The sequence below is a fragment of the Actinomadura coerulea genome, from assembly GCF_014208105.1.
GTDB lineage: Bacteria > Actinomycetota > Actinomycetes > Streptosporangiales > Streptosporangiaceae > Spirillospora > Spirillospora coerulea.
This window is the reverse complement of record NZ_JACHMQ010000001.1, coordinates 6,384,995-6,402,869: the sequence shown is the minus strand read 5'-3', so window position 1 is coordinate 6,402,869 and position 17,875 is coordinate 6,384,995. Positions and strand designations below refer to the sequence as shown.

The 17,875-nt window shown below is 74.0% G+C and carries 14 protein-coding genes; 8 read left to right on the top strand and 6 right to left on the bottom strand.

Annotation, left to right across the window (positions count from 1 at the left end; translation table 11 throughout):
- Nucleotides 1-7 precede the first annotated feature (7 nt).
- Both BKA00_RS29595 and BKA00_RS29590 read right to left on the bottom strand, forming a co-directional pair.
- Nucleotides 8-739, bottom strand: a complete 732-nt coding sequence (locus BKA00_RS29595; protein ID WP_185030609.1) for a hypothetical protein — start codon at nucleotides 737-739, stop codon at nucleotides 8-10.
- A gap of 36 nt (nucleotides 740-775) precedes the next feature.
- Complete coding sequence (locus BKA00_RS29590) at nucleotides 776-1,984, bottom strand: acetyl-CoA C-acetyltransferase (protein WP_185030607.1); 1,209 nt, start codon at nucleotides 1,982-1,984, stop codon at nucleotides 776-778.
- Between the two features lie 163 nt (nucleotides 1,985-2,147).
- On the opposite strand from BKA00_RS29590, the gene BKA00_RS29585 reads away from it, so the two are divergent.
- Nucleotides 2,148-3,689: a 3-hydroxyacyl-CoA dehydrogenase gene (locus BKA00_RS29585; protein WP_185030606.1), complete on the top strand. Its 1,542-nt coding sequence runs from the start codon at nucleotides 2,148-2,150 to the stop codon at nucleotides 3,687-3,689.
- A gap of 53 nt (nucleotides 3,690-3,742) precedes the next feature.
- On the opposite strand, the gene BKA00_RS29580 is transcribed toward BKA00_RS29585, so the two are convergent.
- Complete coding sequence (locus BKA00_RS29580) at nucleotides 3,743-5,248, bottom strand: MFS transporter (RefSeq protein ID WP_185030604.1); 1,506 nt, start codon at nucleotides 5,246-5,248, stop codon at nucleotides 3,743-3,745.
- 109 nt (nucleotides 5,249-5,357) lie between these two features.
- Here BKA00_RS29580 and BKA00_RS29575 point away from each other — a divergent pair, with 109 nt between their 5' ends.
- Nucleotides 5,358-6,077, top strand: coding sequence for a TetR/AcrR family transcriptional regulator C-terminal domain-containing protein (locus BKA00_RS29575; protein WP_185030602.1), 720 nt, complete (start codon nucleotides 5,358-5,360; stop codon nucleotides 6,075-6,077).
- A 40-nt stretch (nucleotides 6,078-6,117) separates the two neighbouring features.
- On the opposite strand, the gene BKA00_RS29570 is transcribed toward BKA00_RS29575, so the two are convergent.
- The 3 genes from BKA00_RS29570 to BKA00_RS29560 form a co-directional block, all read right to left on the bottom strand.
- Complete coding sequence (locus BKA00_RS29570; protein WP_185030600.1) at nucleotides 6,118-7,341, bottom strand: hypothetical protein; 1,224 nt, start codon at nucleotides 7,339-7,341, stop codon at nucleotides 6,118-6,120.
- Nucleotides 7,338-7,976, bottom strand: coding sequence for an RNA polymerase sigma factor (locus tag BKA00_RS29565; protein ID WP_185030599.1), 639 nt, complete (start codon nucleotides 7,974-7,976; stop codon nucleotides 7,338-7,340). Before BKA00_RS29565 ends, BKA00_RS29570 begins: the two co-directional genes overlap by 4 nt.
- A gap of 243 nt (nucleotides 7,977-8,219) precedes the next feature.
- Nucleotides 8,220-11,594 (bottom strand): S8 family serine peptidase, encoded by a 3,375-nt coding sequence (locus tag BKA00_RS29560; RefSeq protein WP_185030596.1) that lies wholly within the window; start codon nucleotides 11,592-11,594, stop codon nucleotides 8,220-8,222.
- Nucleotides 11,595-11,791: 197 nt separating this feature from the next.
- Between BKA00_RS29560 and BKA00_RS29555 the strand changes: the two genes are divergently transcribed.
- The 6 genes from BKA00_RS29555 to grpE all read left to right on the top strand — a co-directional run bounded on the left by BKA00_RS29555 (nucleotide 11,792) and on the right by grpE (nucleotide 17,859).
- Nucleotides 11,792-12,511, top strand: coding sequence for an ABC transporter ATP-binding protein (locus BKA00_RS29555; RefSeq protein WP_185030592.1), 720 nt, complete (start codon nucleotides 11,792-11,794; stop codon nucleotides 12,509-12,511).
- The gene (locus BKA00_RS29550; protein WP_185030579.1) at nucleotides 12,508-13,227 is read left to right on the top strand and encodes an ABC transporter permease; all 720 of its coding nucleotides are present in this window, start codon (nucleotides 12,508-12,510) and stop codon (nucleotides 13,225-13,227) included. The genes BKA00_RS29555 and BKA00_RS29550 overlap by 4 nt, the downstream gene beginning before the upstream one ends.
- A 23-nt stretch (nucleotides 13,228-13,250) precedes the next feature.
- Complete coding sequence (locus BKA00_RS29545; protein WP_221493333.1) at nucleotides 13,251-14,345, top strand: sensor histidine kinase; 1,095 nt, start codon at nucleotides 13,251-13,253, stop codon at nucleotides 14,343-14,345.
- Nucleotides 14,342-15,016, top strand: a complete 675-nt coding sequence (locus tag BKA00_RS29540; RefSeq protein ID WP_185030575.1) for a response regulator — start codon at nucleotides 14,342-14,344, stop codon at nucleotides 15,014-15,016. Before BKA00_RS29545 ends, BKA00_RS29540 begins: the two co-directional genes overlap by 4 nt.
- Before the next feature lie 330 nt (nucleotides 15,017-15,346).
- The gene (gene dnaK / locus BKA00_RS29535; protein ID WP_185030573.1) at nucleotides 15,347-17,212 is read left to right on the top strand and encodes a molecular chaperone DnaK; all 1,866 of its coding nucleotides are present in this window, start codon (nucleotides 15,347-15,349) and stop codon (nucleotides 17,210-17,212) included.
- A complete protein-coding gene (grpE, locus tag BKA00_RS29530; RefSeq protein WP_185030560.1) occupies nucleotides 17,209-17,859 on the top strand; it encodes a nucleotide exchange factor GrpE in 651 nt (216 codons plus the stop codon). Before dnaK ends, grpE begins: the two co-directional genes overlap by 4 nt.
- Nucleotides 17,860-17,875 lie beyond the last annotated feature (16 nt).

Below are 17,875 nucleotides of genomic sequence, written 5' to 3'. Positions count from 1 at the left end.
CGGTGTTTCACAGTCCCGGCCCATTTCGAGACGGGCCCTGGCTCTCCGAGCGTTCCGAGACCTGCATGAGGAGGTCGTGGACGAAGTACGCCTCCATCGGGCGTCCGCCGATCTCGAACGGCACGACGTGGTAGTACGCGTTCGGCAGCCGCGTGGGCTCCCAGCCGAAGAACGCCTCGGCCTCCAGCCGCAGGACCGACCAGGGGCGCATGTCGTCCACCGACCGCATCGGCTCGCCCGACCTGCGGACGAACCGCTTGCCGACGACGTAGTCGCCGACCTCGGTGTCCATGCTCTCGTGCTCCAGCCAGAAGTCGGGCCAGAGCGGGAGGGCGAACCGGTGCCGGGAGGGGCCGCCGCTGACCGGCTCGCCCAGGATCACCGCCATGTCCTTGATCTTCAGCATGTCCGGGCTCCTCCACTCGACGGCCTCCTCCACCAGGGCCTCCGGAGGGTCGGTGTAGGGCGCCGGCAGTTCCGGGAGGGACGGGCTGACACCGCGCATGTCGTTGAGGAGGGACAGCTGGTAGCCCTCCACGGTCATCGAGGGCGAGGGCCGCGGCTCGGGGTCGGCGAAGCGCTCGCACGACCAGCACCACCAGGGCGCGGGCCCGCCCATGCAGCCGCCGGTGTAGTAGATCTCGCGGCGCTCGTGCCGCCGGTACGGCGTGTCGTCGATGGGCATGCCGGCCTGGACCGGGACCAGCGGGCCGTCACACTGTTCGCACTTCGGACTCATGCCCCCTCAGACGCCGCCCGTCCCCGTGGTGTTCGGTCAGACGCGCTCGAAGATCGCGGCGAGGCCCTGGCCGCCGCCGATGCACATCGTCTCCAGGCCGTAGCGGGCCTCGCGGCGGTCCATCTCGCGGGCGAGGGTGGCGAGGATGCGGGCGCCGGTCGCGCCGACGGGGTGACCGAGGGAGATGCCGGAGCCGTGCACGTTGACGCGGTCCCAGTCGGCGTCCTTCAGTCCCCATTCGCGGGTGACGGCGAGGACCTGCGCGGCGAACGCCTCGTTCAGCTCGATGAGGTCCATGTCGGCGAGGGTGAGGCCGGCGGCGTCCAGGGCCTTGGCGGTGGCGGGGACGGGGCCGATGCCCATCGTCTCGGGCGGCACCCCGGCGCGGCCCCAGGAGACGAGCCGGACGAGGGGCCGCAGGCCCAGCTCGGCGGCGCGTTCGGGGGTGGTGACCACGCAGGCGGCGGCGGCGTCGTTCTGGCCGCTGGCGTTGCCCGCCGTCACGGTGGCCTCGGCGTCCTTCCTTCCGAGGACGGGACGCAGTTCCGCCAGGCCCTCGACGGTGGTGCCGGGGCGCGGGTGCTCGTCGGTGTCGACGACCGTGTCGCCCTTGCGCGACCGGACGGTCACCGGGACGATCTCCTCCGCGAAGACGCCCGACCGCTGGGCGGCGACGGCGCGCTCGTGGGACCGGACGGCCAGCTCGTCCTGCTCCCGGCGCCCGATGCCGTACTCGCGGCGCAGGTTCTCGGCGGTCTCCAGCATCCCGCCCGGGACGGGATGGTTGACGCCGCCGGCGGTGACGCGGCCCCGCGCGAGCGCGTCGTGCAGGTCGAGGGACGGCCCGCGCACGCCCCAGCGGGCCGCGGTGGTGTAGAACGGCGCGCCGCTCATGCTCTCCGCCCCACCCGCGATGATCACGTCGCCGGCGCCGGTCTGGACCTGCATGGCGGCGTTCAGGACGGCCTGGAGCCCGGATCCGCACCGCCGGTCGAGCTGGGTGCCGCCGACCGTGACGGGGAGCCCGGCGTCCAGCGCGGCGACGCGCCCGATGGCGGGGGCGTCGGAGGTGGGGTAGCAGTGCCCGAGGACCACCTCGTCGATCGCGTCCCCGGGCAGGCCGGTCCGCTCGACCAGGGCGCGGACGACGGTGGCGGCGAGCTCGACCGCCGTGACGGTCCTGAGCGCTCCGCCGAACCGGCCGATGGGGGTACGCAGCGGCTCGCAGATCACCGCGTCGCGCATGGTGGTCTCCTCGGGATGGGGTCGCGGGCACTTCGCAGGGTACGGCCCCCCGCCCGGGAGGGCGCCGTCCGGGTTTCCGCCCAGTGGAGGTTGAATGCTGGGTACCCATGGCGGTGGCGAACCGGGACGTGGGCCAGACGGCTGGGCGAGCGCGGGAGGCGACGTGGAGCAGTGGGCGGGCCGGGCGACGACGATCCGGGTGATCGGTGCCGGGGCGATGGGGCGCGGGATCGCGCAGCTCGCCGCCGCGGGCGGGCTGACGGTGGAGCTGGCCGACATCCGGACGCGGGCCGTGATGGAGGCGGCCGAGCACGTCGGGGCCATGTTCGACAGGCTCGCCGCGAAGGGGCGCATGACGGCGGCCGACGCGCGGGCGGCGAAGGGGCGGCTCCGGCCGGTCGGCGAGCCGCTCACCCCATTCCAGGACTGCGACCTCGTCGTGGAGGCCGTCCGGGAGGACATGGACACCAAGCGGGAGCTGTTCAGGTCGCTGGAGAAGGTCTGCCCGGAGCACACGGTCCTCGCGACCAACACCAGTTCGCTTCCGGTGACGGCGATCGCCGCCGCGCTGGACGACCCGTCCAGGGTGGCGGGGCTGCACTTCTTCAATCCGGTGCCGCTGATGAAGCTCGTCGAGGTGATTCCGGGGGCGCGCACGGCCGGGTGGATCCCGGACGCGCTCGCCGACCTGGTGAGGCGTCTCGGTCACACTCCCGTGCTCGCCCCTGACGCGCCGGGGTTCCTCGTCAACCACGCTGGGCGCGGCCTGGTGACGGAGGCGTTGCAGATCCTCTCCGAGGGCGTCGCCGAGCCCGTGGACATCGACCGCATCGCGCGGGACGTCCTCGGCCTGAGGATGGGGCCGTGCGAACTGCTCGACCTGACCGGGATGGACGTGTCGCACCCGGTGATGGAGTCCATCTGGACGGGCTTCTACACCGAGCCGCGGTTCCGCCCGTCCAGGATCGGCAGGGCGCGCCTGGAGGCCGGGCTTCTGGGGCGCAAGACCGGAGAGGGCTTCTACAAGTACGTGGACGGGGTGAAGCAGGAGCCCGCCGAGGCCGGCGCCCCGGCCACCGACTTCCGGCCCGTCTGGTTCCAGGAGCCGCAGCACCGCGAGACGCTGGGAATGCTGCTGTCGGAGGCCGGGGTGGAGGTCGAGGCGGGTGACGAGCCGTCCGGGGAGGCCGTCCTGCTGGTCGACGCAGCGACGGACATGAGCGTCGCGACGAAGGTCTGGAACGGCCTCCCCGGGGAGCGGACCCTGGGGATCGACGGGTTCTCCGGGTTCTTCGGCCGGATCACCCTCACCGTGCAGCCCGCGCTCGACCCGGAGGCGGGCCGCGCGGCGCTCGCCGCCCTCCTCGCCACGGGACGGCCGGTGACCGTCGTGCGGGACGCGCCCGTCGCCGTCGCGCCGCGGCTGCTGGCGTCGGTCGTCAACGTGGGCTGCGGCATCGCCGAGCAGCGGCTGGCCAGTCCCGCCGACATCGACACCGCCGTGCGGCTCGGGCTCGGCTACCCGCGCGGACCGCTGGAGTGGGGCGACCACGTGGGCGCCGAGCGCGTCCTCGACGTCCTGGAGCAGATGCACGAGGCGACCGGCGACCCGCGTTACCGTCCGAGCGGCTGGCTGACCGAGCGCGTGGCGCTCGGCCTGCCGCTCACCGAGACGGGCACCGCCCCGTCCGACCTGCTCGCCTAGCGCTCAGCCGGTCGGCTCGATGGGCGGGGCCTTCGCTCTCGGGCGGGCTCGCTTCACGCGGGCTCGCTTTCACGCGGGCTCCGCGCGTGGGGAGCGGTCGCGGGACGGCGGGCGCGCACGACGAACGCGGCGAACAGGGCGGCGGCCAGCATCGCGCCGCACGCGGCGAACGAGGCGGCCGACACCGCGTGGGCGAAGGCGTCGCGCGCGGCGCGGGCGAGGCCCGGGTCGCCGGTCGCCAGGGCCTCGCCGAGCGAGTGGCGCGCCGCCGGGGGCGCGGCGGCGGGCAGGGCGCGGGCGTAGGCGGCGGAGACGACGCTGCCGAGGACGGCGACGCCGAGCGCGCTGCCGAGCTCCTGGCCCGCGTCGTTCACCGCCGAGCCGACCCCGGCCTCCTCGGGAGGGACGGCGGCCATGAGCGTGCTGTAGGCGGGCGGGGCGCCGAGCCCGGCGCCGAAGCCGAGGACGACGAGCCCGGCCGCGAGCGCGGCGTAGCCGTCGTCCGGCCCGGTCAGCCCGAGGGCCAGGAACCCGGCCGCGACGACGGAGAACCCGGCGACGAGGGCGGGACGGGCGCCGAACCGCGACTCCAGCGACGCGCCGAGGCCGTTGCCGAGGCCGGCGGAGACCGCGACCGGCAGCAGCGCGAGCCCGGCCTTGAGCGGCCCGTAGCCGTGCACGAACTGGAGCAGCTGGGTCAGGGCGAACAGCATCCCGGCCAGCGCGAACCCGAACAGCGCGATCATGGCGGCGGCCCCGGAGAAGTCGCGGTCGCGCAGCAGGCCGAGGTCGAGCATCGGCTCGGGGTTGCGGTGCTGCCACGCGGCGAACAGGGCGAGCGCCGCGGCGCCGGCGGCCAGCCCGCCGAGCGCGCGGGCGCCGGTCCAGCCGTGCGCGGGAGCGGAGATGACCGCCCACACCAGCGCCGACATGCCCGCAGTGGACAGCACGGCGCCGGGCACGTCCGGGCGGCGGCGCGGTCCGCGCGACTCCGGGACGAGGAGCAGCAGCCCGGCGACGGCGACCGCGGCGACGGGCACGTTCACCAGGAAGACCGACCCCCACCAGAAGTGCTCCAGCAGGAGCCCGCCGAGCGTCGGCCCTGCGGCGAGGCCGACCATGGACGTCGCGCCCCAGATGGCGAACGCCTTCGCGCGCTCGTCCGGGCCGAACACCTGAGCCATGATCGACAGCGTCCCCGGCATGAGGAACGCGCCTCCCACGCCCATCAGCGCCCGCATCGCGACGAGCTGGGCGGGGCTCTCCGCGAAGGCGGCGAGCAGGGACCCGGCGCCGAACAGCGCGAATCCGGCCAGCATCGCGCGGCGGCGCCCGTACCGGTCGCCGAGGCTGCCCGCGGTGATCAGCAGGCCGGCGAACACCAGCGAGTAGGCGTCGATCACCCACTGGACGTCGGAGGTGGTGGCGTCGAGGTCCCGGAGCAGGGACGGGATCGCCACGTTGAGGATCGTGTTGTCGACCACGACGACGAACAGGCTGAGGCACAGCACGCCGAGGATGTGCCAGCGCCGCGGGTGCGGGGCGAGGGGCTCCTCCATGATCACTCCCTGAGGGTTCTCGTACAGCGTTCGAGTTAGCTCGCACACTGTACGACCCAACTCGCACGGTGTTCAAGTCCCGGTACCCTGTACGAGAGCGAGGGAGGGCATGCCGATGGCCGAGGAGAGCAGGGCGCCGTCCGTCTGGGTGCGGCCGGAGCGCGCGCGGCGGGGCCGGCCCGCCCTCGGCCGGACGCAGATCGTCGACGCCGCGCTCGAACTGCTGGACGCCGAGGGGCTGGACGGCCTCAGCATGCGCCGCCTCGGCACCCGCCTGAACGCGGGCGCGACATCGGTGTACTGGCACGTCGCGAACAAGGACGAGCTGCTGGAGCTCGCCCTCGACCGTGTCATGGCCGAGGTGGCGGTGCCGTCCGGCGACGGCTGGCGGGCCGCCGCCACCGGCTACGCGCGCAGCCTCCGCGCGATGATCCACCGGCATCCGTGGACGGTGACGCTGTTCGGCGGCCGCCCGATGATCGGCCCGAACGCGACCCGCGTCCTGGACGAGGTCCTCGCCGCGTTCGGCGCCGCCGGGTTCACCGGCTTCGACCTCGAGTACGCCTGGTCGGCGGTGGTCGACTACGTCATCGGCGCGGCCGGGAGCGAGGCGAGCTGGCAGCGCGCCCAGCCCGGCACGTCCGCCGCGCAATGGGTCGAGAACCTCGGCCCCTACCTGGACCGGCTGGACGGGGAGCGCCCCGGGCTCGCGTCCCACATCCGCGAGATCTGGATGAAGGAGACCGGCGACGTCCTGGAGGGGCGCTTCGCGTTCGGGCTCGCCTGCGTCCTCGACGGCCTCGAAGCGCGCAGGCCCCCCGCCCGGTAGCGGACGGGAGGCCTGCGGCGCGGGCCGGTCGAGGACCGGTTCAGAAGGGCAGCTCCGCGGGCGGCTTCGGCTTGGCGTCGCTCCACCCCGCCGAGCGGACCGCCTGGTACTCGATGACGAAACCGGGCTTCATCCGCGCGTACGGGCCGCCGGGCTCGGTCAGCACGGCCTGCCGCGACAGCAGCGCGCCGGTCCGCTCGTCGAAGACGATCGCCTGGCGGTAGCGGTAGGTCCCCTGCTCGGCCCTCGGCGTGCCGTAGTCCGCGGTGACCGTGACGGCGCGGTCGCCGGACGCCAGCGCGACGCCCCGGCGGCCCAGCGGGTCGGTGACGCCGCCGATCGCATGGACGCCCGGCTGCGCGGCCAGCGCCTTCATCAGGCCCGACCGGACCTTCGGCGGGAGCGGGGTGCCGAGGAGCCCCGACACCCGCATGATCTTCAGAGTGGCGATCACCCCCGGCTTCGCCCGCAGCGCCTCGGCCGTCCCCCGCTTGGAGCCCGGGTTCAGGCCGCCCGCCATCGCGTCGTCGCTCAGGAACATCTCGGCCAGCTCGGCCGGGTCGGTCGGCAGGTTCCGCAGCTCCTCGACCGACTTGTCCAGGAACTCTCCGCCGCCCTCCGGGTCGACGCCGACCTCGGGGCCTTCCGAGCGCCACTTCGTCGCCTTGGTGCTGTAGGTGGAGTAGTGGTCGTTGGACCAGACGCGGATGTCCGACGGCGACCCGGCCTTGCGCCACAGCGCCTCGTCCTGCGGGGTCTGCGGACGGGCCGGCAGGTCACGGGCGTAGTACGCCTCGCCCATGCCCTTGCGCGCACCGGCCCAGAAGAACGTCTCGTCGTGCGCACCGAAGATCGCGTACGTTCCCGTCCTCGCCCGCACCACGTAGGCCTGGCCGCTGATCCTCTCGGCCGACCAGTAGTTGCCCGTGGGCTGCTCGGCGGCCTTGTCCGCCGCCACGAGCACCGCCTGCCGGCCGAGGTCGACGGCCGCGGGCGGCCCGCCCGGCGAATCCGGTGAGCCCTGGCCGGCGACCACGATGGCCACGGCCGCCGCGGTCCCGGCGGCGACGAGCCCCACGCCCAGCTGGAACGGCCGGCCGAAGCGCCGCCGTCCCGCCCCGGCCGGGCGGACGTGCCTCCCGCCCGGCGCCATCGCCTCCTCCAGCCTCGCCAGCGCCCGCGCCGACGCCTCCGCCGACGGGGGCGGCGGCTCGCCCAGCAGCCGCCGGACCCGGGCCGTCTCGTTCATGTCGATCTCGTTCACGCGGGCGTCTCCTCAACGATCAGCGCGGGATTGGTTCCGCCGAGCGACTCCCTCAGGCGGCGCCGGGCACGGTGCAGGCGGGACGCGACGGTGCCCGTCTTGAGGCCGAGCGCCTGCCCGACCTCCTCGTAGGTCAGGTCGGCCAGCGCCACCAGCAGCAGCACGTCCCGGTCGCCGCGCGGCAGCCGGGCCAGCGCGTCGGCGAGGTCCGCGCCCGCGCCGCCGGCCGTGACGCGGGCCGTGACCCGGTCCTCGTGGCCGTCCTGGACGTGCTCGGCGGGCGTGCGCGCCAGCGCCCGGTAGCGGCGGCCCTCCGAGCGCCGGTGCAGCCCGATCAGCCGCGTCGCGATGCCGTACAGCCACGGGCGGACCGTGCCGCGGTCGGGGTCGAACCGGCCGCGCTTGTTGAAGGCGGCGAGGAAGGTCTCGGCGGCGATGTCGTCAGCCGCGTCGACGCCGAGGCGCCGCGCCGCGTACCCGTGGATCGCGGTGAAGTGCCGGTGGAAGATCTCCGCGAACGCGGCGGGCTCGCGCCGCGACCGGACGATCGCCGCCGCGTCCGAGGCGTCGGAGCCGGACGCGTCCGGCGCCGCACCGGACCGGGACCCGGGATCCGGCGGGTGGTGGTGGGCCATGGAGTGATCCTCGTCGTCGGGGGGAGTGCTCGGTCACCCGGCTCTCAACCGATCCCCCGATCACCCTTCACGCGCGAACGCCCCCCGCCCGGGCACCGGGCGGGGGGCGTTCGCGACCTCGGGTCAGAAGGGCGGCTTCGCGGGCGGCTTCGGCACGGCGTCCGTCCAGCCGGTCTTCGGACGACCCGGTCATCGATCGCGAGCGCGACGGGCAGAAGCACGTCCCGCTCGCCCGCGGCCCGGCTACCGGACGCGGTAGGCGCGGATGACGCGCTGGTCGATACCGCTGCCGCCCGCGTCCTTCGCGGTGACGCGCAGCGACACGGTCTGGCCCTTGACCGGCGCCGGGAGCGGCGCGCCGAACCGCCCGCCGCCGAGCGGCCTCACCTGGACGTGCTGCCAGGTCTCGCCGTCGTCCACGGACGTCCAGAACCGCAGGCCGGTGACCGCGGCCTCGCCGGAGCCCGCCATCCGCGCGACGGTGAACACGGCGGGCTCGCCGGACGGCTGGTTGCGCAGGTCGAGGTTCAGGTCGTAGTCGACGAGCAGAAGCGGGAGGTTGACGCTCCTGTCACCGCGCGGCTCGCGGGAGCGGAACGTCCAGGAGGTCGAGGTGCGGGTCGACACCGGGAGGATCGCCGACGCGTCGTTCTCGTACGCCAGCCGGTACTCCGCCTCACCGGGCGGGACGGTGAACTCGCCGTACGGGCCGTCCTTCTCGCCGACCTTCTCCTCCCCCGCGTACAGCGCCATGTGCCCCTTCACCTCGTGCATGGCGCAGTCGAACCCGTCTGGACGGGTCTGGAGGTCGACGAGCGCGATGCGCATGCTCTGGCCGGTGCGGGCCGCGGGGTACCGGGCGCAGCCGCTGGGGGTGACGCCGGTACCCGAGTAGGGTCCGGGCCGAAGCGGCTGGCGGCCCCAGCGGGCGGAGACCCGCTCACCCGGCTTCAGCTCGCTGAAGGCGCCCTGGTCCACCCAGAAGTCCTCACCGAACTTGACCAAGCCTTCGTCCCCCCAGAGCAGGCCGGGGCCGGTCGAGACGTAGTCGGTACGGGACGTCCCGGGCTTGACGTCACCGCCGCCCTCGAACGTCAGCAGGCCTTCCGGGCTGATGCCGTAGCGCTTCTCGCTCATCGGGATGCCCGGATCCCCGTCGAACGCGGCGAACCGCTGGTCGACGCGGGCCATCCGCTTGAGCTCGGCGGCCGTCACCACGTGCGTCAGGTCGGCGGGGATTCCGTTGCCGAGGGGTCGGACGACGTCGTAGACGGTGCCGGGCGCGGTCAGCCGGTGGTTGGTGTACGCGTGGAACGTCCCGGTCTTGGCGCCGTCCATCGGCTGGGCGTACACCGGCGCGTTCGCGGGGTCGAAGGAGTACGCGCTGTACCACCACAGCCCCTGGCCGGCGTCGCGGACCATGTCCGCGGACATCATCGCCTGCTCGGTCTCGGTGCCCTCGACGCGCGCCCCGACCCGTACGGCGGCGGCGCCGTCGAGCGTGACGGTCGTGGGCCCGCCGACGACCACCTCGGGGTCCCCGGCGAGGGCCGAACGCCAGTCGCCGAAGTCGTCCACGTTGCCGAGGACCGCGTAGCGGCCTTCGGGGACGCGGACCTTCACCGTTCCGGTGGCGTCGGCCCACTCGGAGAACACCGCCATGTCGGCCAGGTTCACCACCGTCGCGGACGCGGAGAAGTTCGCCGGGTCCGTGCCGGGCAGCGGCGTGGCCTTGATCGTGAGGTCGTGCGACGGAGGCTCGACGTAGAACGTCACGGGCGTCCGGAGGACGGCTCCGCCGCCCTCCGCCGTCACCACGGCCGAGTAAAGGCCGGGACGGTCGGCGAGTTCGGCCGCGTCCACGGTCAGCGTGGCCTCACCGGTGCCGCCCGCGGGGACGTCCACGCCCGGCGGGACGCTCGCGGCGCCGTTCGCCGCGCGCCCGCGGCGGTCGACGACCTCCACGCTCAACCGCATGCGGACAGGGCCGGACGACTGGGACGTCCAGCCGAGCTTCGTCGACAGCGCGCCGTGCCCGGGGAACCGTGACGTGCCGAGGTCGACGATGCTCCGCGCGGCGAGGACGGGGCTGCTCGCCGCCTCCCCCGCGTCGAGGCGTCCCGCGCCGCGTTCGTAGGCGTCACCGCCGGTCGCGGGGTCGGCCGTCCCGACGAGGGCGGCCTTGAGGCGGGACGGCTCCCAGTCCGGGTGCTTCGCGGCGAGCAGCGCGGCGGCGCCGGCGACGTGCGGCGCGGCCATCGACGTCCCGGACGCCTTCGTGTAGGCCGCCCCGGTCGGGGTGCCCATGGCGGTGCCCTCGGCGCGGGCCGCGACGACGTCGACGCCCGGTGCGACGATCTCCGGTTTGGCGGCGTGCCCGCGCGGCCCCCGGCTGGAGAACTCCGCGAGCCGGTCGCGGGCGTCGACCGCGCCGACGGTCAGCGCGGCGTCGGCCGTGCCGGGCGAGCCGACCGACCCGACGAGGCCGTCGTTGCCCGCCGCGACGACGAACAGCGTCCCGTGCTCCTTCGTCAGGTCGTTCAGGGCCAGCGAGAGGGGGTCCGTGCCGTCGGTGGGGGCGCCGCCGAGGCTCATGTTGACGACGTCGGCGCGCGGCGCCGCCCACTCCATCCCGGCGATCACGCTGGAGTCGGTGCCGGAGCCCTCGTCGTCGAGGACCTTGCCGATCAGCAGGTCCGCGTCCGGGGCGACGCCCCTGCGCCGCCCGTCCGAGGCGGCGCCCGTTCCGGCGACGGTCGAGGCGACGTGCGTGCCGTGCCCGAACCGGTCGGCGGTGTCGGCCGACTCGGAGAAGTTCCGCGTCTCGGCGATGCGGCCCTTGAGGTCGGGGTGCCCGGCGTCCACGCCCGTGTCCAGGACGGCGACCTTGGCGCCCTTGCCGGTGTATCCGGCGCGCCAGGCCTCGGGCGCGCCGACCTGCCGCAGGTTGCGGTCGAGCCGGCCTGTCGCGGGCGCCGCGGCGGGCGCGAGCGCGGGCGCGGGGGCGGTCGGGGCGAGGGTCGCCTCGACCTTGCCGTCCAGCCAGATGTGCCGGATCCCGCCCGTCGCCTTCGGGGAAGGGCCGCGCATCCCGGCCAGTCTCCTGCCGAGGGCGCTCGCGTCGCCCTTGGGCTGCCGCACGGCGACGGCGCCGATGCTCGGCAGGTCGCGCGTCTTGTCGAGCGTCCCGCCGAGCGCCGGCAGGGAGCGGACGCCCTCGTCGTGCTGGACGATCAGCGGCAGGTCCGCGCTGCGGGCGTCGTCGTAGCCCTGCGCGATCAGAGCGGTGACGTCGAACAGCCCCGGGTCGACCACCCGGCCGACCAGTCCGGCGACGTCGATCGGGACGACCACGACGTGCCCGTTCGGACGGACCTCCTTGCGGAACGAGCGCTTCTCCCGGCCGGGTGCGGGGGTCACCGAGACGAGCGGGGGCCTGCCCTTGACCGTCCGGACGGCGACGACGTCCCCGGTCAGCAGGGTCACCTGCCAGGAGCCGCGGGTGTCCAAGCCGCCCGCCGGGCTCGGCGCGGCGTGGGCGGGCGGCGGGACCGCGGCCAGCGCCCCGGCCGCCGTCAGGAGGCCGAGCAGGGCCCGGCTCCGGCGTCTGTGCGTCATCGAGTCTCCTCTGCCATCGCCGTCCCGCGATGGGACGGTCGATGTTGATCATCCGCAGCGGCCGATCGGCTTCACGGCGGGCGGCTCGGCGGGCCCCGGTCGGAGCCGGCCGGCGAGGAGACTCATGCCGCGGTCGGAGAACGGGTCTCGACCGTGGTCGGATGACCGGGAGACGCGGGGGGCCGAGGCTGGGCCCCATGACAACACGGACTGAGGCCACCCCGGCGATCAGGGTGGAGGGGCTGTCGAAGCGCTACGGCCGGCGCACGGTGGTCGACGATCTGACGTTCACCGTCCGGCCGGGGGCGGTGACGGGCTTCTTCGGCCCGAACGGCGCGGGCAAGACGACGGCGATGAAGGCCGTCGTGGGGCTGGCGCGGCCGTCGGCGGGCACGGTGTCGGTCCTGGGGGCGCCGGTGGCCTCGATGGTGCCGGACGCGCGCCGGATGGGCGTCCACATCGAGCCGTGCGGCGCGCACCCCGGCCGGTCGGCCCGCGCGCATCTGCGGGCGCTGGCGCTGTCGGCGGGGCTGCCGCGGAGCCGCGTCGAGGAGGTCCTGGAGACCGCCGAGCTGACCCGGGCGGCGGGCCGCCGGGTCGGCGGCTTCTCGCTCGGGATGCGGCAGCGGCTCGGGCTCGCCGCCGCACTGCTGGGCGACCCGGAGATCCTGGTGCTGGACGAGCCGGCCAACGGGCTGGACCCGCAGGGGATCCGCTGGCTCCGGACGATGCTGCGGGACAGGGCGGCGAAGGGCCGCACGGTGCTGCTGTCCAGTCACCTGCTCGCGGAGGCGTCGAAGACGGTCGACGACGTGGTCGTCATCGACCAGGGCAGGCTGGTGCACCAGGGGCCGATCGGTGAGGTCGAGTCGCTGGAGGACGTGTTCCTCGAACTGACCGGAGGCGTGGAGCGATGATCGGCCTGCTTCGAGGGGAACTGCTCAAGTCGGTGACGACCCGTGCCGTGTGGGGGTTCGCGGCCGGGGGGACGGCCTTCGCCGCCCTGAACGCGGTGCTCGTCGCCGTGGCGTCGGGAACGATCGACGAGGTGGCGGAGAAGAAGGAGGCGATGGCGGGGTTCCCGGTCCTCCTGCTGCTGTGGGGCCTGGTCGGCGCGGCGGGCGAGTACCGCCACCGGACCGCCGCGCCCACGGCGCTGGTGGCCCGGCGCGGCCGCGGAACCGTCCTGGCGGTGCGGATCGCGGCGTACGCGCTGACCGGCCTCGGGCTCGCGCTGCTGGTCAACGCGGTCGCGGTCGGCGTGGCGCTGCCGCTGCTGGCCGGCCGGCCGGGCCCGGACCTGACGTCCGGCCAGGTCGCCGAGGTCGTGGCGGGCAACGTCGCGGCGCTCGTGCTGGCGACGGTGCTGGGCGCGGCGCTCGGTGCGCTGATCCGCGGGCCGGTCGTCGGCGCGGTGGTCCTGCTGATCCTGGCCCTGGTGGTGCAGCCCCTGGTGAGCGGGGCGTGGGAGCGGGAGGCGAACCTCTCGCCGTTCGGCGCGGTGGACATCATGACCGGCGGGAGCCACAACACGACCCTCACGGTCGCGCAGGCCGGGGCGGTGTTCGCGGTCTGGACGATGCTCGCGGTACTGGTCGCTGTCGTGTGCGAACGACGGCGTGACCTGGCGTGAACACGGCGGCGAGGATCCGGGTGGTGCGGGGCCTGCGGGCCGCGCACCGCCCGGTGCTGTTCGACGTCGTGCTCGCCGCGGCGGCGGTCATCGTGGAGGTGGGGCTGCTGTTCAACGACGGCACCGAGGCCGTGCCCCTACCGATCGCGGTGACCGTCCTCACCGGTGCGGTGCTGCTGGCCCGCCGCCGGTTCGGGGTGGCGGTGACAGCGGTGGCGGTCGCGTCGGCGGCCGTGGTGACCGCGGCCGGGTACTCGCCCGGAGGCGCGCCGGCCGTCGTCGCGCTGTGGTCGCTCGCCGAGACACGCGACCGGCGCGTCTCGCTCGCGGTGCTGGCACCAGTGGCCGTGTTCCTGGAGGTCGACAACGTCTGCAGCCCGCCAGTGTCGATCGGGGCGTGGGCGCTGGGCGCCTACATGCGGACGCGCCGCCGCTACGTCCAGGCGGTGGAGGACCGGGCCGCGACCCTGGAACGCGAGCGGGAGCAGCTCGACCTGATCGCGGCGCAGCGCGAACGCGGCGCGATCGCCCGCGAACTGCACGACATCGTCGCCCACTCGGTGACGGTGATGCTGATCGGGGTCCGCGGCGCCCGCGACGTCCTGGAGACCGAACCTCGGGTGGCCGCGCGGACGCTGGAGCAGGTGGAGGCCAGCGCCGAGCAGAGCCTGGCCGAGTTGCGCAGGATCCTCGTCCTGCTGCGGGGGCGGGAGGCGGCGGAGACGCGACCGCAGCCCTCACTGGCGGACCTGGACGATCTGGTCGCCGGCTACCGCGCGGCGGGGCTGCCGGTCCGGCTCGAGATCACCGGGGAGCCGCTGGACCTGCCGAGCGGGGTGGAGCTGTCCGCCTACCGGATCATCGAGGAGGCGTTGACCAACGCGCTGAAGCACGCCGGGGCGACACTGGTCACGGTGAGGCTGTTCTACGGCGGGGCGGACCTGGAGGTGCGCGTGCAGGACGACGGGACGGCGACCGGCGAGCCGGGCCCCGGCGGGCACGGCCTGGTGGGGATGCGGGAGCGGGTCGCGGTGCTCGGCGGCGAGCTGGAGACGGGCCGGGCCCCCGGCGGCGGGTTCCGGGTCGCGGCGCGGCTGCCGGTCGGGGGGCGGGCGTGACCGTCCGGATCATGATCGTCGACGACCAGGAGCTGATCCGGATCGGTTTCCGGCTGTTCCTGCAGACCCAGGACGGCATGGAGGTCGTCGGCGAGGCCGCGGACGGCCGGGAGGCCCTCGTGCGGGCGGCGGAGCTGCGCCCCGACGTCGTCCTGATGGACGTCCGGATGCCGCGGATGGACGGCGTCGAGGCCACCGCCCGCCTCACCGCCGCGGACCGTCCGCCCCGCGTGCTGATCCTCACCACCTACGACCTCGACGAGTACGTGTTCGGCGCGCTGCGCGCCGGGGCGTCGGGGTTCCTGCTGAAGGACGCGCCCCGCGAGCGGCTCCTGGAGGCGATCCGCGTCGTCCACCAGGGCGACGCGCTGCTGTCCCCGTCGATCACCCGCCGTCTGATCGAGGACTACGCCGACCGCACCGACCCGATCCGGCCGTCACCGGACCTGCTGACCGCGCTGACCCCCCGCGAGCGCGAGATGCTCCTGCTCGTGGCCCAGGGCCTGTCGAACCAGGAGATCGCGGCGCGGCTCGTCGTCACCGAGGCCACCGTCAAGAGCCACGTCGGCAGCGTGTTCGCCAAGCTCCACCTGCGCGACCGCGTCCAGGCCGTCGTGCTGGCCTACGAGCACGGCATCGTCGTCCCGGGCCGCCGCCCCGACCCGCTCTGAGAGACCGCCCGGTCCACGGTCGGGACGTGGCGCCGCCGTCATACCGGGGTCCCTGGGCTCCCGGGAAGGCTCCTCCTGCCGAGGGACGGCCGCGGGGGCCGTTCTCCTCCGTCCAGGCGATCTCCGCGCCGTCGGACCCGTGCCGGGAACCGGAATAGGGCGCTCACTCGTCCTGTTGTAGAGGTCGTCAGCAAAGTTGAGTCCGGCCGACTCAAGTCATTTGACAAGGATGGGATCGCCGGGCAACCTAGCGGGCAGAAGACTCAACCGGCCGCGCCTCGGGGGCGACCGGGGCTGCGATAACACCGGATACGACGGAGGACGAGAAACATGGCACGTGCGGTCGGCATCGACCTCGGGACGACCAACTCGGTCGTCGCGATCCTGGAGGGCGGCGAGCCCACCGTCATCGCGAACGCGGAGGGGTCGCGGACCACGCCGTCCGTCGTCGCCTTCGCCAAGAACGGCGAGGTCCTGGTCGGCGAGGTCGCCAAGCGCCAGGCGGTGACCAACGTCGACAGGACGATCCGGTCGGTCAAGCGCGAGATGGGCACCGACTGGAAGACCAAGATCGACGACAAGGACTTCAACCCGCAGCAGATCAGCGCGTTCGTGCTGCAGAAGCTCAAGCGGGACGCCGAGAGCTACCTGGGCGAGACGGTCACCGACGCGGTCATCACCGTCCCCGCCTACTTCTCCGACCACCAGCGGCAGGCCACCAAGGAGGCCGGCCAGATCGCGGGGCTGAACGTCCTGCGCATCATCAACGAGCCGACCTCGGCGGCGCTGGCCTACCACCTGGAGAAGGAGAAGGAGGCCACCATCCTGGTCTTCGACCTCGGCGGCGGCACGTTCGACGTGTCCCTGCTGGACGTCGGTGACGGCGTTGTCGAGGTGAGGGCCACCAGCGGCGACAACCACCTGGGCGGCGACGACTGGGACAACAAGGTCGTCGAGTGGCTGGTCGAGCGCTTCAAGAACGCCAACGGCGTCGACCTGTCCAAGGACAAGATGGCGCTCCAGCGGCTCCGCGAGGCCGCGGAGAAGGCCAAGATCGAGCTGTCCGGCTCGTCCGAGACGCAGATCAACCTGCCCTACATCACCGCGTCCGCGGAGGGCCCGCTGCACCTGGACGAGAAGCTCACCCGCGCGGAGTTCCAGCGGATGACCTCCGACCTGCTGGAGCGCACCAAGGCGCCGTTCCAGCAGGTGCTGAAGGACGCCGGCATCTCGGTGGACAAGATCGACCAGGTCGTCCTGGTCGGCGGCTCCACCCGGATGCCCGCGGTCTCCGAGCTGGTCAAGGAGCTGACCGGCGGCAAGGAGCCGAACAAGGGCGTCAACCCCGACGAGGTCGTCGCGATCGGCGCCAGCCTCCAGGCCGGCGTGCTCAAGGGCGAGGTCAAGGACGTCCTGCTGCTGGACGTGACCCCGCTGAGCCTCGGCATCGAGACCAAGGGCGGCATCTTCACCAAGATCATCGAGCGGAACACCACGATCCCGACCAAGCGGTCGGAGACGTTCACCACCGCCGACGACAACCAGCCGTCCGTGGAGATCCAGGTCTACCAGGGCGAGCGCGAGATCGCCGCGTACAACAAGAAGCTCGGCACCTTCCAGCTCACCGGTCTGCCGCCGGCGCCGCGCGGCGTCCCGCAGATCGAGGTCACCTTCGACATCGACGCCAACGGCATCGTGAACGTCAGCGCGAAGGACCAGGGCACCGGCCGCGAGCAGTCGATGGTCATCACGGGCGGCAGCGCGCTGCCCAAGGACGACATCGAGAAGATGATGCGCGACGCCGAGCAGTTCGCCGAGGAGGACCGCCGGCGCAAGGAGGAGGCCGAGGTCCGCAACCAGGCCGACACCCTCGCGTACTCGACCGAGAAGTTCCTGCGGGAGAACGACGAGAAGGTCCCCGCGGAGCTGAAGACCGAGGTGAACGACGCGGTCGCCGAGGTCAAGAAGGCCCTGGAGGGCACCGACGTCGACGCGATCAAGGGCAGCGCCGAGAAGCTCGCGCAGGTGAGCCAGAAGATGGGCGCCGCGATGTACGCCCAGAACCCCGAGGGCGCCCAGGCCGGTGCCGAGGACCACGGGCCGACGGCCGGCGCCCAGGGCGGCGGGCAGCAGGACGACGAGGTCGTCGACGCCGAGATCGTGGACGAGGACAAGCCGAAGGGTGATGCGTCGTGACGTCCTCTCCCAACGGGGGCGAGGAGAAGGAGGGCCCGGTGATCCGCGACAAGCGGCGCATCGATCCCGAGACCGGTGAGGTCCGGGCGCAGGCGGGGGAGACCCCGCCGGCCCCGGAGGCCCCGGTGGACGGGGGCGGCGCCAAGGCCACGGGCGAGGACTCCTCGCTGAAGACCCAGCTGGCGGAGCGGCTCGCCGACCTCCAGCGGCTGAAGGCCGAGTACGACAACTACCGCAAGCGCGTCGAGCGCGACCGGGTCGCGGTCCGCGAGCAGGCCCTCGGGCAGGTGCTGTCCGAGCTGCTCCCGGTGCTGGACGACATCGGCCGCGCCCGGGCGCACGAGGAGCTCACCGGCGGGTTCAAGTCCGTCGCGGAGAGCCTCGAGGCGGTCACCGGCAAGCTCGGCCTGGAGCGGTACGGGGAGAAGGGCGAGCCCTTCGACCCGGTCGTGCACGAGGCCCTGATGCACTCGCACTCGGCCGAGGTGACCGAGACGAGCGTCATCGACGTCCTGCAGCCCGGCTACCGCATCGGCGAGCGGGTCCTGCGGCCCGCCCGCGTGGCGGTGGCCGACCCCGCTCCGGACTCCGGAGCCGGCGAGTCCGGCGGCGGGCCGGGCGACGCGGACGACGAACAGGGCGAATGATCCCCAGGGGGCCCGC